Here is a 14,975-nt window from a genome sequence, read left to right as displayed (position 1 = left end):
GGGTTAAAGGATCGGTTGGATCCTTCGCTAGTTGACTTTGCCCTAGATTATATTGGGTTCTCAGAGAACGTATTAGCATTCGAAACGCTATGTGATCACATCGCTGATTATGATGTTGTGATTAGCAAAGATGAATATACACAAGTGCTTAAAATAGCTAATGATCTTGGACTAGAAATAGATAGTAGATATACATATATCAATCCAGAGAAATAACATCCTGATAGCTATGACTAATCCCTGCCTCAGGCCGGGATCTTCTTCTTAACCGTCAGCCCTTAACCGGCTCGATTACCAGTCGTCTCTGTTCCACGCTGACAATGACCGGCGTGTCGGTGCTGAATCCCACTTCTGCCAGCCAGTTACCGTTCAGGCGCAGGCTGGGGCTGCGGGAAAACCAGGTGGCAGTGTAGTTGTGGTGGTAAAAATGCCGGATACTGACATAGCCGATCTTCATCCGCCGCTGTGCTTTGGAAAAAGATCTTTGGCGTAGAATCGCGTTTACAGGCTCTTTAACAGCGATGGGGAAAGAGAAAACGGGGGAGCAAAACCGCGTATCGGGATGTTGCATCCGGTTCCGTGAAATGCATAGGGAAAAAGTGGTTATAACATGCTGATGCTACAGGGAAAAAACGGGTTCATCGTCGCAACCTGCGTCGGAAAGAGTTGTTGTTGAGAATAATTTACTCGGTGGTAGTGAAGATGCTCAGGCTGCATGGATACGTCAACATGGGATCGATATGGCGAGCTGTTCTGATAATCCTGATGGAGCCGCATGCCAGAAGGCTAAAAATGAACGGGATGCGGTAGGACTTGCTCTGGCAACAGGTACAGTGGCTCTGCTTCCTGGTGGTGCTCAGGCTATGTGGGGACTGGGAGCAAGTGCGAATGCCGGTATCAGTTATCTGGCTGATGGTACTATAGACCCTGCAAACGCAGCCATTGCTGGTTGGGTGAATGTATTCAGTATGGGGAATTGCCTGGCAGGTACAGTCGGCTGGAATGCCGCAGGTGGTGCGCTGGGTAACTGGATTGACAATAAAGACCCGCTGTCGGGTGCGCTAATCAATGGGGCCGGTTCGGGTATTGGCTATGGCATCGGTAAAGGGGTCTCATGGGGCGTTAATTCTGGTGTTAACTGGTGGAAAGGTGGTTGGGATCCTAAGTTTAATCCTGCTCTGAGACAGTTTACTGAAGTGAAAGGAGAGCTTGGGCTTTCAAAAGAAATGACACCTAGCTATTTTCCAGGTATAGCTGGCGATATCGGTGGTAGCGTGGGATCTGAACTTAGCGGGAAGTATATAGAGCAGAAATCCTCTCAGGAGGATCGCAAAAAATGAGAAAGCAAAATAAGTTTCTGCACCTGCCTCTTTTTATCGCATTAAGTATTGTGTATTTGAAATTAATGGAAAAGTTAAGGCTGAATTTGACTATGGGCATGTTTCGCTTTGCTAGGTTTGAGGTTGCGGTTTTGCCCTAAATCATATGGACTCCAATGTCGATGAGTGCAAAAATGCATGTCAGGGAAAAACGCCATCAGCGCCCAAGTACATTAGTAAAAACGGTCCATAACCTACTGAACTAATAAGGAAAACTTACTCGCGATCTCAATAACCGTGTCGGAACGAATTGTTGTTGAGAATAACTCAATGTCTGAGCTTGTGCCGCCTCGCGTACAGCAGGATGCATCTCTGGCATTTGATCCGAATCAGCAAGGAAAGAGCGCAGCAGAGGTCGGTGATGCAATAGATGCTTCGCATATGGGGCCTTCATGGGGAACAGAGTCAAGGTGAAACCATATGCTAAAGGTGAAGTAGCCGGAGGTGCAGGTGCCGGTTATTATTTTGATACAAGTATAGATCCATCCCAGTTTTCAGCTAATCGTGGAGAAACCTTAGCTATTGGTGGGCGTATCTCTGGGCAAATAGGGATACAGTTTGGACCATATTTCTCCGGATCTATTAATTCCGAAAGAAATAGTTCCGCAGGCTTTGGGCTCGGGATCGTTTCTAGCGAAATATCTTATGGAAAAGATGGTGTTGGTTTTAGTTTCGGAGTAGGGCCGGCTTGGGGGTGGAGCGGAATATCAACCAATGTTGCCGGTAAAAAAGTGGATATCAACGGTTCCTCTGGAACTGAATTCTTTCATCATGACTTCTACCAGGGTAAAGCAAAATGAGCCCCGATATCATCACGATCGCGCTATCACTAGCAATTTTTTTCATATCATTCTTTCACTATGCTAGAAGCAATATGCTGCCCCTAAATTCTCCAATAGGCATGAATGAATATTTTAGTGGCATATTTTTCCTTAGAAGGAAGTCCTTTAGTTTATTTATGGGGAGGATAGCGTTGCTTGTTGGTTTCCCATTATCATATGCTCTCAAATTCATCATTGATGGTCAGGGAGTAGCTTACTTTCCACTGATTGTGATAACTTGGTTTCTAGCGTTGTATTTTTACAAATATGCTGGCCATTTCAAGGGTGCAGTTGATGGTCGGAAGGGTTTTTTTAGCATACTATTAGCAGGAAAAACCTATGGATTTGCTGGGGCTTTGTTATGGTTTCTCAGAGCTTTATATATTGCATCAGTAATGTATGTATTATTATTTAGATAGGCTTATCACTAATGTTGAGAATAACTATCTTAGCTGGGATGAAACACAGGCTTTCGATAAAGAAATGACAGCCTGTCGTGAACCCGGGGGGGACTGTGGTGATATCCAGAATAAATATGCTGTAATGAGTGCTGACAATCGACAGAAATTGCATATTGATGTCGCTGCGGATCCTCTCACGGCGCTGTCCGGGGAAGATAAATGGAATATTGAGGGTGGACTCAGCGCAGCGGGCAGACCTGGCTGGTTATATGGTTCGCTGGAAAACCAGGATGTGAGGGATTACGTCACTGACGGTAACAGCTATGACCTGAACTATCTGAACAGCAATACGCCACAAAGTGATAGGGCACTGGCCTTCTTCGGAGAGTCAGAAAATTACTGGGGTACTGTTGCCGGAGCAGGTTCATTGTTAACGTCATCAGCCACGCTGGGTGAAAAAGTTGTCAGCGCCGGGTTGAGTTATGGCGCGAACGGCGCTGTTCAGATTGCAACTGGTAATTCAGGAGATAAATTTGATTATCTCAGTTTCATAATGTCAGGCTTAACAGGGGTAGGTACACCGCCATCCTGGAGGGGGAGTGGCGGCGAGGATAAATGCTCGATGGCGCTTCGCTTAGCAGGCTAGCAGGGGAATCATTATTTTTTGCTGTTTAATCACCAGAATATCCCCTAAATCATTTAATGCTCCGGGAAAAGACTTTAACTACTTTCCTTCGTTACTACACTATTTAACCTGTGGCTGTTATACCGAGCTGAATAAAAACACAGTCATTTAAATAAGGGCTGATTTATTAAATACGAAGCGGATCCAGAAAATAGTGTTGATATATGCAACGTATTGCAGCCAATAAAACATATCGCGAACCATGAAATAAGAATGCTATCATTCACACCAGACGCGGCAGGCAACTGCTGGCACACGCATTTACCCCGGAGCACCCGATGAACAACGAAATTCCGCTAAAATTTTATGATATCGCCGACGAATACGCGACTGAAGCTGCAAAGCCGGTGAGCGATACAGAACGCGACGCACTGGCACTCTACTTCCAGCAGTTGATCACTCGTTTGATGAACAATGAAGAGATCAGCGAAGAAGCGCAGCAGGAGATGGCAACCGAGGCTGGAGTCGACGCACAGCGTATCGATGATATCGCGGAGTTCCTCAATCGTTGGGGTAACGAGTAGCCAAAGACATGGCCTGTGTTTTACACTGCGCGCAAATTGAGTAGGTATACTCTACAAGTAATAGGTTTAATCAGGCGGAAACAGCAATGAACGGAACAATCACAACGTGGTTTAAAGATAAAGGCTTTGGATTTATCAAAGATGAAAACGGCGACAACCGCTATTTTCATGTGATTAAGGTTGCTAATCCTGAGCTGATCAAGAAAGACGCGGCGGTGACCTTTGAGCCTACCACCAACAACAAAGGCTTATCTGCCTACGCGGTAAAAGTCATACCCGACAGCAAATACATCTATATCGCCGGCGAGCGTCTGAAGCTCACGGCGATCAAGTCTTACCTGGTCTACAGCGAAGAAGTCCCTGCTGAGACTCGTATCGACAAAGAAAATGCGGTGCTGTCCGTTGGTGTGCTGATGAACAGCATCCGACCGAAATCAGACGTGAAGCCTGGTGAAATGCGCACGCTGAAAAAGCTGGCCATCACCACCTTCCAGGGCACGACGCTGATCTTCTCGGAAGATGAAATCGATATCGACGAGACGGTGAAACTGCTTAAGGTCTGAAGCCCTTCAGAGTGAATGAAAACCGAAATCCAGCTCTTTTCAGAAGCGGGGTTTCGGTTTTTTTATGCGTATTTTTGTCAGAAGGGAATATCCATTTGAGCCAAATAGCAAATTCCATTCTGTTTTTTTATTTTGATGAGGCACCTGGAATTACCACGTCATCCATCAGTATGTAACGTGCTTCCTGGCGCGTGTATTGATCGATTAACGGCACAAGTCGCCGGAAATGCTCACTGGCACAATGTTCATCGAGAGCCGCGTGGTTTGGCCATTCTTCGATAAAAATAAAATGCCCCGGATCTTTTTCATCAATATAGAGGTCATAAGCAATGCATTGCGGTTCTTTCTTCGTTGCCGATATTAGCTCACGGTACCAAGGGAGAACGGTTTCAATATACTCAGGTTTGATGAAATCTTCGGCAATGACCTTTAACATGCAGCCTCCTGGCAGAAAACGAATGCACACTATGTGATGAAGATATATTTAGGGCAAGACGCCACAGTGTTATATCGGTCGGTGAGTGAGTTATCTCAGCTATTAATCCGATGATCCGCTTAACTGTGATCCATCTCACCTCCCGGCAACCAAAATCTCCTGCGACTCAACGCCGTCCTCTATCTGTTTCGCCACCTTTTGTAAGGCCGGAAGATGTTTTTCCGCGGCCTGTTCGATGGTCATGGCGCTGGCCATATACACCAGATTCAGGCAGCCGATCACCCGCTGTTCACTGCGAATGGGGACGGCGATGGAGGCGATTTTCTCCTCCTGATCCCAACCGCGAAAGTTCTGGCCAAAACCGTCTTTTCGCGCACGGCTCAAAATGGCGTCGAGCTTCAGCGGTTCGCGCGCCAACTGGAACTCATCTCCTGGTCGTGAAGCCAGCATTTCAATCAGTTCCTGACGTTCATTCTCCGGGCTAAATGCCAGCCAGGTCAGGCCGGATGCGGTTTTCAGCAGCGGCAAACGACGCCCGACCATCGCCCGGTGAAACGACAGGCGGCTGAAGCGATGGGTGGTTTCACGCACCACCATCGCGTCCACATCCAGCGTGGAAACGTCGGTCGGCCAGATGACCTCCCGCAGCAAATCTCCCAACAGCGGGGCGGCGAGCGCAGAAATCCACTGCTCGTCACGAAATCCCTCACTGAGCTGACGGACCTTAATGGTTAAGCGAAAGCTGTCATCGGACAGACTGCGCCGGACGTAACCCTCATCCTGCAGGGTTTCCAGTAGTCGCCTGACCGTGGTGCGGTGCAGGCCGCTCAGCTCTGCCAGCAGGCCAACGCTGGCCCCGCCGTCGAGACGATTTAACATATTTAATAACATTAGTCCGCGCGTTAACCCGCGCACGGTTTTGTATTCGGTACTGTCGTCACTTTTCATATTTATTGACAAATCTACAGTTAAAACAACGTTGTGCACTTAGTGCACATCCAGGCATGTTTTGATTGTAGCGCAAAAACTCACTTCTATACTGACGGCACAATAAAAAATTATTCACATTATTTTAACAAAAGACGATTGCGCCTCACCAGGGTCTGCAATTGCATTTTGTCCGAGTAGTGAGGTTCTGAAATGACAACAATAAATCCAGATATCCAACCCGCTGTGCAGCACACCGTGCAGGTAGCGATTGCCGGAGCCGGTCCGGTAGGGCTGATGATGGCGAACTATCTTGGCCAGATGGGCATTGAGGTGTTGGTGGTGGAGAAGCTCGATACCCTTATCGACTATCCTCGCGCCATCGGCATTGACGATGAAGCGCTGCGCACCATGCAGTCCGTCGGTCTGGTCGAAAATGTTCTGCCGCACACCACGCCGTGGCATGCGATGCGCTTTCTCACCCCGAAAGGGCGCTGTTTTGCTGATATCCAGCCGATGACCGACGAATTTGGCTGGTCGCGCCGCAACGCGTTTATTCAGCCGCAGGTGGACGCGGTGATGCTGGAAGGGCTGTCGCGTTTTCCCAACGTGCGCTGCCTGTTCTCCCGAGAACTGGAAGCCTTCAGCCAGCAAAATGGTGAAGTGACGTTGAACCTGAAAGCGCCGGATGGCCAGCGTGAAACGGTGAAAGCTCAGTGGCTGGTGGCCTGCGACGGTGGGGCCAGCAACGTCAGACGTTCGCTGAATGTGCCATTTGAAGGCAAAACCGCGCCGAATCAGTGGATTGTGGTGGATATCGCAAACGATCCGCTCAGCACGCCGCATGTGTATCTGTGCTGCGATCCGGTGCGCCCGTATGTCTCCGCCGCGCTGCCGCACGCGGTGCGCCGCTTTGAATTTATGGTGATGCCGGGGGAAACCGAAGCGCAGCTCAGCGAACCGCAGAATATGCGCCAGCTTTTGAGCAAAGTGCTGCCGAACCCGGACAACGTCGAGCTGATCCGCCAGCGCGTATATACCCATAACGCACGTCTGGCCGAACGTTTTCGCATTGACCGCGTGCTGCTGGCGGGCGATGCGGCGCACATTATGCCGGTCTGGCAAGGGCAGGGGTACAACAGCGGCATGCGCGATGCCTTCAATCTGGCGTGGAAACTGGCGCTGGTGATTGAGGGTAAAGCCGGTGATGCGCTGTTGGATACCTACCAGCAGGAGCGCCGCGACCACGCCAAAGCGATGATCGATCTCTCGGTGACCGCAGGCAACGTACTTGCGCCGCCGAAACGCTGGCACGGCGCGGTGCGCGACGGGGTTTCCTGGCTGCTGAACTACATTCCGCCGGTCAAACGCTACTTCCTTGAAATGCGCTTTAAGCCGATGCCGCAGTACCACGCTGGGGCGCTGGTGCGTGAAGGCGACGCGAAAACCTCTCCCGTTGGCAAGATGTTTATCCAGCCGAAGGTAACGCTGGAATCAGGTGAAGTGACGCTGCTCGACAACGTCATCGGACCGAATTTCGCGGTGATCGGTTGGGGCTGTAACCCGCTGTGGGGCATGAGCGAGGCGCAGATCCAACAGTGGCAGGCGCTGGGGGCGCAGTTTATCCAGGTGGTGCCGGATACACAGATACAAACCGATCAGGATAACCACGACGGCGTTGCCCGCATTGGCGATACGCAAAACCGCCTGCGCGCGTGGTTTGCTCAGCACAACGCCGCGCTGGTGGTGATACGCCCGGACCGCTTTGTAGCCGCCATCGCCATTCCGCAAACCCTGGGCAGTACCCTGAATAAACTGGCGTCGGTGATGACGCTCACCCGCGTTAATGCCCACATTCCCGCTGAAAAGGTGGCCTGATATGCACGCTTATCTTCACTGTCTTTCCCACTCGCCGCTGGTGGGTTACGTCGACCCGGCGCAGGCCGTGCTCGACGAGGTTAACGGTGTGATCGCCAGCGCCCGGGCACGTATTGCGGCGTTCGACCCTGAACTGGTGGTGCTGTTTGCCCCCGATCACTACAACGGATTTTTCTACGACGTGATGCCGCCGTTCTGTTTAGGCGTAGGCGCTACGGCGATCGGCGATTTCGGCAGCGCGGCGGGGGAACTGCCGGTGCCGACAGATCTCGCTGAAGCCTGCGCCCACGCGGTAATGAAAAGCGGCATCGATCTCGCCGTGTCCTACAACATGCAGGTCGATCACGGCTTCGCGCAGCCGCTGGAGTTTTTGCTCGGTGGTCTGGATAACGTGCCGGTGCTGCCAGTGTTTATTAACGGCGTCGCCACGCCGCTGCCGGGCTTTCAGCGTACCCGCATGCTCGGTGAAGCGATTGGCCGATTCGCCAGCTCGCTGAATCAGCGTGTGCTGTTTTTAGGCTCCGGCGGCCTGTCGCATCAGCCGCCGGTCCCGGAGCTGGCGAAGGCTGATGCCCATATGCGCGACCGCCTGCTCGGCAGCGGCAAACAACTGCCTGAAAACGAGCGCGAGCTGCGCCAGCAGCGGGTGATCAGCGCCGCCGAGAAGTTTGTCGCCGATCAACACACGCTGCATCCGCTTAATCCTGTCTGGGATAACCGCTTTATGACGCTGCTTGAACAGGGGCGTTTGCAGGAGCTGGACGCGGTCAGTAACGAAGAACTGTCCGCGATGGCGGGCAAATCAACGCACGAAGTTAAAACCTGGGTTGCTGCCTTCGCCGCTATTTCTGCCTTTGGCAACTGGCGCAGCGAAGGCCGTTATTACCGCCCGATCCCAGAGTGGATCGCTGGATTCGGCTCCCTGAGCGCCACCACACAGAACTGAAACAGAACTGAATATGCAGGAGAACATCATGACTTACCAACCGCAAACCGAAGCCGCAACCAGTCGTTTTCTGCAGGTGCAGGAAGCAGGCGAAACGCTGCGCGTGCATTTCAATGACTGTGGGCAGGGCGAAGAGACCGTCGTGCTGTTGCATGGGTCTGGTCCGGGTGCGACGGGCTGGGCGAACTTCAGCCGCAATATCGATCCGCTGGTGGAGGCTGGATACCGGGTGATCCTGCTGGATTGTCCTGGCTGGGGCAAAAGCGATGGCATCGTTAACCGCGGTTCGCGATCCGATCTTAATGCTCGCATCCTGAAAAGCGTGGTCGATCAGTTGGATATTCAGAAAATCCATCTGCTGGGCAACTCGATGGGGGGCCACAGTGCCGTGGCGTTCACCCTGAGCTGGCCGGAGCGTGTGGGCAAGCTGGTGCTGATGGGCGGCGGGACGGGGGGCATGAGCCTGTTTACCCCGATGCCGACCGAAGGCATCAAGCGCCTGAATCAGCTGTACCGCGAACCGACCATCGAGAACCTGAAGCTGATGATGGAGATCTTTGTCTTCGACACCAGCGACTTGACCGAGGCGCTGTTTGAGGCGCGTCTGAATAACATGCTGTCGCGTCGCGATCACCTGGAAAACTTTGTCCACAGCCTTGAAGCCAACCCGAAACAGTTTCCGGATTTCAGCCCGCGCCTGGGGGAAATCAAAGCCCAGACCCTGATTGTCTGGGGACGCAACGACCGCTTCGTGCCGATGGACGCCGGCCTGCGCCTGCTCTCCGGGATTGCCGGGTCTGAGCTGCACATCTACCGCGACTGCGGGCACTGGGCACAGTGGGAACATGCGGATGCTTTTAACCAGCTGGTGCTGAACTTCCTCGCACGCCCTTAAGGAACGGACATGACGAATCTTAATCTTGAGCAGTTAGCCGCCGATTTACGTCAGGCTGAGGAAAAAGGGGACGCTATCGCCCCGTTGCGTGAACTGATCGGCGTGGATAACGCCGAAGCGGCCTACGCCATTCAGCGTATCAATGTGCAGTATGACGTGGCGCGAGGGCGTCGCGTCGTCGGGCGCAAAGTGGGGCTGACACACCCGAAAGTGCAACAGCAGCTGGGCGTCGATCAGCCGGACTTCGGCACGCTGTTCGCCGACATGTGCTACGGCGACAACGACACCATTGCGTTTGCCCGCGTGCTACAACCGCGTATTGAAGCGGAGATTGCGCTGGTGCTGAACCGCGATCTGCCCAATGCCGATACCACCTTTGACGAGCTGTACAACGCCATCGAGTGGGTGCTACCCGCGCTGGAAGTGGTCGGCAGCCGTATTCGCGACTGGTCGATCAAGTTTGTTGATACCGTGGCGGATAACGCCTCCTGTGGCGTGTATGTGGTCGGCGGTCCGGCACAACGTCCGGCAGGATTAGATCTGAAAAACTGCGCGATGAAAATGACGCGCAATAACGAAGAGGTTTCCAGCGGGCGCGGTAGCGAATGTCTGGGACATCCGATCAACGCCGCCGTGTGGCTGGCGCGCAAAATGGCCAGCCTCGGCGAGCCGCTGCGTGCCGGGGACATTATTCTCACCGGGGCGTTAGGCCCGATGGTGGCGGTGAATGCGGGCGATCGTTTCGAAGCCCATATCGACGGTATTGGTTCAGTTGCCGCCACCTTTTCAGCGGCGGTTACAAAAGGAAGTCAGTCATGAGTAAGCGTAAAGTCGCCATTATCGGCTCTGGCAACATCGGCACCGATTTGATGATTAAAATTCTGCGTCACGGCGTACGTCTGGAGATGGCGGTGATGGTGGGGATTGATCCGCAATCCGACGGTCTGGCACGCGCCCGGCGTATGGGCGTTGCCACCACCCATGAAGGGGTGACGGGGCTTCTTGCGATGCCAGAATTCGCCGACATCGACATCGTGTTTGATGCCACCAGTGCGGGCGCGCACGTGAAAAATGACGCCGTGCTGCGCGCCGTAAAACCGGGGATCCGTCTGATCGACCTGACGCCCGCAGCGATCGGCCCGTACTGCGTCCCGGTGGTGAATCTGGAGACCAACGTTAACCAGCAGAACGTCAATATGGTGACCTGCGGCGGACAGGCGACCATCCCGATGGTGGCGGCGGTTTCTCGCGTGGCAAAAGTCCATTACGCCGAAATTATCGCCTCGATCGCCAGTAAATCTGCGGGACCGGGCACCCGCGCCAATATCGACGAGTTTACCGAAACCACCTCGAAGGCGATTGAAGTGGTGGGGGGCGCGGCTAAAGGCAAAGCCATTATCGTACTTAACCCGGCTGAGCCGCCGCTGATGATGCGCGACACGGTGTATGTGTTGAGCGAAGCGGCCTCTCAGCTTGAAGTTGAAGCGTCGATTAATGACATGGCGGCGGCGGTGCAGGCGTATGTGCCGGGCTATCGCCTGAAACAGCGCGTCCAGTTTGAAGTCATCCCGGAGGATAAACCGGTGAATGTGCCGGGTATTGGTCAGTTTTCCGGGCTGAAAACCGCGGTGTATCTGGAAGTGGAAGGGGCGGCGCACTATTTACCCGCCTACGCGGGCAACCTCGACATTATGACTTCCAGCGCGCTGGCGACCGCTGAGCAGATGGCGCAGTCACTCACCCGTCAGCCAGGAGAAGCAGCATGAACGGTAAAAAACTCTATATCTCTGACGTGACCCTGCGTGACGGTATGCATGCGATTCGTCACCAGTATTCGCTGGAAAACGTGCGCCAGATTGCCAAAGCGCTGGACGACGCGCGGGTTGATTCCATTGAGGTGGCCCACGGCGACGGTTTACAAGGTTCCAGCTTTAACTACGGCTTTGGCGCGCACAGCGACCTCGAGTGGATTGAAGCGGCAGCAGACGTGGTCAAACACGCAAAGATCGCCACGCTGTTGCTGCCGGGCATCGGCACTCTTCATGACCTGAAAAACGCGTATCAGGCCGGCGCGCGAGTGGTGCGCGTGGCGACCCACTGCACCGAAGCGGACGTGTCGGCCCAGCATATTCAGTACGCGCGTGAGCTCGGCATGGATACCGTCGGCTTTCTGATGATGAGCCATATGACCACGCCGGAGAATCTGGCGCAGCAGGCGAAGCTGATGGAAAACTACGGCGCGACGTGTATCTACGTGGTCGATTCTGGCGGGGCGATGAATATGAGCGATATTCGCGCCCGCTTCCGCGCCCTGAAAGCGGTGCTGAAGCCGGAGACAGAAACCGGAATGCATGCGCATCACAACCTGAGCCTCGGCGTGGCGAACTCGATTGCCGCGGTGGAAGAGGGCTGCGACCGTATCGACGCCAGCCTGGCGGGTATGGGCGCTGGCGCGGGCAACGCGCCGCTGGAAGTGTTTATCGCCGCTGCGGATAAGCTCGGCTGGCAGCACGGCACCGATCTGTATGCGCTGATGGACGCCGCCGACGATCTGGTGCGTCCACTGCAGGACCGTCCGGTGCGGGTGGATCGCGAAACGCTGGCACTGGGCTATGCCGGGGTGTACTCCAGCTTCTTGCGTCACTGCGAAGTGGCGGCGGCGCGTTATGGCCTGAGCGCGGTCGATATTCTGGTTGAACTGGGCAAACGCCGAATGGTGGGCGGCCAGGAAGATATGATCGTCGACGTGGCGCTGGATCTGCGCAATAGCAAATAAAAATGATTACGCGGCTGGCAACGTATCAGCCGCGACTCACCTGCATCGTGACCTCAGAGGTACATCTTATGACTACCCGTACCCCCACATCTTACCGCCTGACGTTAACCGTCGGGCTTTGCTTTTTAGTTGCCCTGATGGAAGGGCTGGATCTACAGGCCGCCGGGATCGCTGCCGTCGGTATCGCCCAGGCGTTTGCGCTGGATAAAATGCAGATGGGCTGGATCTTCAGTGCGGGCATTCTCGGACTGCTGCCCGGCGCGCTGGTGGGCGGCATGCTGGCCGATCGCTATGGGCGCAAGCGCATTCTTATTGCCTCCGTGGCGCTGTTCGGCCTGTTCTCGCTGGCGACGGCGATTTCCTGGGATTTCTCGTCGCTGGTGTTTGCCCGTCTGATGACCGGCGTCGGGTTGGGCGCGGCGTTGCCGAATCTGATCGCGCTGACCTCCGAAGCGGCGGGCCCGCGTTTTCGCGGTACGGCGGTGAGCCTGATGTACTGTGGCGTGCCGATTGGCGCGGCGTTAGCGGCGGCGCTCGGGTTTAGCGGTCTGGCCGCAGCCTGGCAAACGGTGTTCTGGGTTGGCGGAGTGATCCCGCTGCTGCTGGTGCCGTTGTTGATGCGCTGGCTGCCAGAATCACAGGTTTATGCCCAGCAAACGCAGGTGGCCGCCGCGCCGTTGCGCGCCCTGTTCGCACCTGCTACCGCGACAGCCACGCTGCTGCTGTGGCTGTGCTATTTCTTCACCCTGCTGGTGGTGTATATGCTGATCAACTGGCTGCCGATGCTGCTGGTGGAGCAGGGCTTTCAGCCCTCGCAGGCGGCTGGCGTGATGTTTGCTCTGCAAATCGGTGCGGCCAGCGGCACGTTAATTCTCGGGGCGTTAATGGACAAACTGCGCCCGGTGGTCATGTCGCTTCTGATCTACACCGGGATGTTGGCTTCGCTGCTGGCGCTGGGGACGGTGTCGTCATTGAGCGGTATGCTGATGGCTGGATTTGTGGCGGGGATGTTTGCCACTGGAGGACAAAGCGTGCTGTATGCGCTGGCTCCGCTGTTTTACAGCACGCAGATCCGCGCGACAGGCGTGGGTACCGCCGTCGCCGTTGGGCGTCTGGGGGCGATGAGCGGCCCGCTGCTGGCAGGAAAAATGTTAGCGCTCGGCACTGGAACGGTAGGCGTGATGGCAGCTTCTGCGCCGGGCATTTTACTGGCAGGGCTGGCGGTATTTTTCCTGATGAGCCGTAAATCGCAGATGCCGATCCCGACCAGTGGCTCATAAACAATCGTTCGGTTGTATGAGTGGGGAGATACGGTTCCCACTTCCGGGTGAACGCCAGCCGGCGATGACGTTGCCAGAGTTTATGTAAAGCCTGGCAACGGAGGCGTTATGAGCTGGCGGCCCTTTTTATATTTGATAATTAACCCCCACCCGATATTAAGCGCCCGGCGCGGTCATCTGCGTCTGGTGCAGGGTTGACTTTGCATTGTGTTAACAAACGCGGTATAACAAACCTTCTTTGGATGTTTAGATGTCCATACGTTTGGAAGGTTATATGCAAACAACACAACAAAATGCGCCACTGAAGCGCACGATGAAAACGCGTCATCTGATTATGCTCTCCTTAGGCGGCGTGATTGGCACAGGGTTATTCTTCAATACCGGCTACATCATCTCCACTACCGGGGCCGCGGGAACGCTACTGGCCTATCTGATTGGCGCGCTGGTGGTCTGGCTGGTTATGCAGTGTCTGGGCGAGCTGTCGGTCGCGATGCCGGAGACCGGGGCGTTTCACGTCTATGCCGCGCGCTATCTCGGCCCGGCGACGGGGTATACCGTGGCCTGGCTCTACTGGCTGACCTGGACCGTGGCGCTTGGTTCGAGTTTTACCGCTGCCGGATTCTGTATGCAGTACTGGTTTCCGCTGGTGCCGGTATGGGTCTGGTGCGTGGTGTTCTGTGTGATTATTTTTGGCCTGAACGTTATCTCCACGCGCTTTTTTGCCGAAGGGGAGTTCTGGTTCTCGCTGGTGAAAGTGGTCACTATCATCGCCTTTATTATCCTCGGCGGGGCGGCGATTTTTGGCTTTATCCCGATGCAGGATGGCTCGCCCGCGCCGGGGCTGAGTAATATCACAGCGGAAGGTTGGTTCCCGCATGGCGGCTTACCGATCCTGATGACTATGGTGGCGGTGAACTTTGCTTTTTCGGGAACTGAGCTTATCGGTATTGCCGCCGGTGAAACGGAAAATCCGCGCAAGGTGATCCCGGTGGCGATTCGTACCACCATCGCGCGACTGATTATTTTCTTTATCGGCACCGTGTTTGTGCTGGCGGCGCTGATCCCGATGCAGCAGGCGGGCGTGGAGAAAAGCCCGTTTGTGCTGGTGTTTGAGAAGGTAGGTATTCCGTACGCCGCCGATATTTTTAACTTCGTGATCCTGACAGCCATTCTTTCTGCGGCGAACTCCGGGCTGTATGCCTCCGGGCGCATGCTCTGGTCGCTGTCGAATGAACGTACGCTGCCAGCCTGTTTTGGGCGAGTAACGAAAAACGGCGTGCCGCTGACGGCGCTGTCGGTCAGTATGCTTGGCGGCGTACTGGCGCTGTTTTCCAGCGTGGTGGCCCCGGACACGGTATTTGTCGCGCTGTCGGCAATCTCCGGGTTTGCGGTGGTGGCGGTGTGGCTGAGCATCTGCGCCTCGCACTTTGTTTTTCGCCGCCGTCATCTGCAACAGGGTAAGGC

17 protein-coding genes and 1 pseudogene are annotated in these 14,975 nt (G+C 54.5%); 15 read left to right on the top strand and 3 right to left on the bottom strand.

The window, feature by feature from the left end; translation table 11 throughout:
- The coding region (locus KQJ19_RS17665; protein ID WP_216403925.1) for a MafI family immunity protein at window positions 1–216 on the top strand (216 nt) is incomplete at its 5' end.
- Window positions 217–271: 55 nt separating this feature from the next.
- Here the strand turns inward: KQJ19_RS17665 and KQJ19_RS24050 are convergent.
- Complete coding sequence (locus tag KQJ19_RS24050; protein ID WP_103765927.1) at window positions 272–457, bottom strand: SymE family type I addiction module toxin; 186 nt, start codon at window positions 455–457, stop codon at window positions 272–274.
- A gap of 214 nt (window positions 458–671) precedes the next feature.
- On the opposite strand from KQJ19_RS24050, the pseudogene KQJ19_RS17655 reads away from it, so the two are divergent.
- The 6 genes and pseudogenes from KQJ19_RS17655 to KQJ19_RS17625 all read left to right on the top strand — a co-directional run.
- A pseudogene (locus KQJ19_RS17655) lies at window positions 672–1,340 on the top strand (filamentous hemagglutinin); the annotation flags it as partial.
- Between the two features lie 431 nt (window positions 1,341–1,771).
- Window positions 1,772–2,179: a polymorphic toxin type 25 domain-containing protein gene (locus KQJ19_RS17645; RefSeq protein WP_216403922.1), complete on the top strand. Its 408-nt coding sequence runs from the start codon at window positions 1,772–1,774 to the stop codon at window positions 2,177–2,179.
- The gene (locus tag KQJ19_RS17640; RefSeq protein WP_216403921.1) at window positions 2,176–2,619 is read left to right on the top strand and encodes a hypothetical protein; all 444 of its coding nucleotides are present in this window, start codon (window positions 2,176–2,178) and stop codon (window positions 2,617–2,619) included. Before KQJ19_RS17645 ends, KQJ19_RS17640 begins: the two co-directional genes overlap by 4 nt.
- A complete protein-coding gene (locus KQJ19_RS17635) occupies window positions 2,600–3,247 on the top strand; it encodes a hypothetical protein (RefSeq protein WP_253296372.1) in 648 nt (215 codons plus the stop codon). The genes KQJ19_RS17640 and KQJ19_RS17635 overlap by 20 nt, the downstream gene beginning before the upstream one ends.
- A 317-nt stretch (window positions 3,248–3,564) precedes the next feature.
- The gene (locus KQJ19_RS17630; protein ID WP_216403920.1) at window positions 3,565–3,810 is read left to right on the top strand and encodes a DUF2543 family protein; all 246 of its coding nucleotides are present in this window, start codon (window positions 3,565–3,567) and stop codon (window positions 3,808–3,810) included.
- Between the two features lie 86 nt (window positions 3,811–3,896).
- Window positions 3,897–4,373: a cold shock domain-containing protein gene (locus tag KQJ19_RS17625; protein ID WP_016151966.1), complete on the top strand. Its 477-nt coding sequence runs from the start codon at window positions 3,897–3,899 to the stop codon at window positions 4,371–4,373.
- Window positions 4,374–4,500: 127 nt separating this feature from the next.
- Here the strand turns inward: KQJ19_RS17625 and KQJ19_RS17620 are convergent, their stop codons facing one another.
- Window positions 4,501–4,809, bottom strand: coding sequence for a putative quinol monooxygenase (locus tag KQJ19_RS17620; protein ID WP_046275619.1), 309 nt, complete (start codon window positions 4,807–4,809; stop codon window positions 4,501–4,503).
- Between the two features lie 135 nt (window positions 4,810–4,944).
- On the bottom strand, window positions 4,945–5,757 hold the full coding sequence (locus KQJ19_RS17615; RefSeq protein ID WP_080860313.1) for a DNA-binding transcriptional regulator: 813 nt from the start codon (window positions 5,755–5,757) through the stop codon (window positions 4,945–4,947).
- A gap of 192 nt (window positions 5,758–5,949) precedes the next feature.
- Here KQJ19_RS17615 and KQJ19_RS17610 point away from each other — a divergent pair, with 192 nt between their 5' ends.
- The 8 genes from KQJ19_RS17610 to mmuP form a co-directional block, all read left to right on the top strand.
- The gene (locus KQJ19_RS17610) at window positions 5,950–7,614 is read left to right on the top strand and encodes a bifunctional 3-(3-hydroxy-phenyl)propionate/3-hydroxycinnamic acid hydroxylase (protein ID WP_216403919.1); all 1,665 of its coding nucleotides are present in this window, start codon (window positions 5,950–5,952) and stop codon (window positions 7,612–7,614) included.
- Between the two features lies 1 nt (window position 7,615).
- Entirely contained in the window at window positions 7,616–8,560 is a 945-nt protein-coding gene (mhpB, locus tag KQJ19_RS17605) for a 2,3-dihydroxyphenylpropionate/2,3-dihydroxicinnamic acid 1,2-dioxygenase (protein WP_046275617.1), read from the top strand.
- A gap of 28 nt (window positions 8,561–8,588) precedes the next feature.
- Complete coding sequence (mhpC, locus tag KQJ19_RS17600) at window positions 8,589–9,455, top strand: 2-hydroxy-6-oxonona-2,4-dienedioate hydrolase (protein WP_016151973.1); 867 nt, start codon at window positions 8,589–8,591, stop codon at window positions 9,453–9,455.
- A 9-nt stretch (window positions 9,456–9,464) separates the two neighbouring features.
- The gene (mhpD, locus tag KQJ19_RS17595; RefSeq protein ID WP_016151974.1) at window positions 9,465–10,274 is read left to right on the top strand and encodes a 2-keto-4-pentenoate hydratase; all 810 of its coding nucleotides are present in this window, start codon (window positions 9,465–9,467) and stop codon (window positions 10,272–10,274) included.
- Entirely contained in the window at window positions 10,271–11,221 is a 951-nt protein-coding gene (gene mhpF / locus KQJ19_RS17590; RefSeq protein ID WP_200051342.1) for an acetaldehyde dehydrogenase, read from the top strand. The genes mhpD and mhpF overlap by 4 nt, the downstream gene beginning before the upstream one ends.
- On the top strand, window positions 11,218–12,231 hold the full coding sequence (mhpE, locus tag KQJ19_RS17585) for a 4-hydroxy-2-oxovalerate aldolase (RefSeq protein ID WP_016151976.1): 1,014 nt from the start codon (window positions 11,218–11,220) through the stop codon (window positions 12,229–12,231). The genes mhpF and mhpE overlap by 4 nt, the downstream gene beginning before the upstream one ends.
- Before the next feature lie 68 nt (window positions 12,232–12,299).
- The gene (gene mhpT / locus KQJ19_RS17580) at window positions 12,300–13,511 is read left to right on the top strand and encodes a 3-(3-hydroxy-phenyl)propionate transporter MhpT (RefSeq protein WP_016155816.1); all 1,212 of its coding nucleotides are present in this window, start codon (window positions 12,300–12,302) and stop codon (window positions 13,509–13,511) included.
- A gap of 274 nt (window positions 13,512–13,785) precedes the next feature.
- On the top strand, window positions 13,786–14,975 hold a 1,190-nt coding region (gene mmuP, locus KQJ19_RS17575), incomplete at its 3' end, for an S-methylmethionine permease (protein WP_216403918.1).

This window comes from Citrobacter sp. S46_ASV_140 (genome assembly GCF_018919545.1).
In the GTDB taxonomy this organism is placed as follows: domain Bacteria; phylum Pseudomonadota; class Gammaproteobacteria; order Enterobacterales; family Enterobacteriaceae; genus Citrobacter; species Citrobacter braakii.
This window is presented reverse-complemented; position numbering and strand designations above follow the sequence as displayed.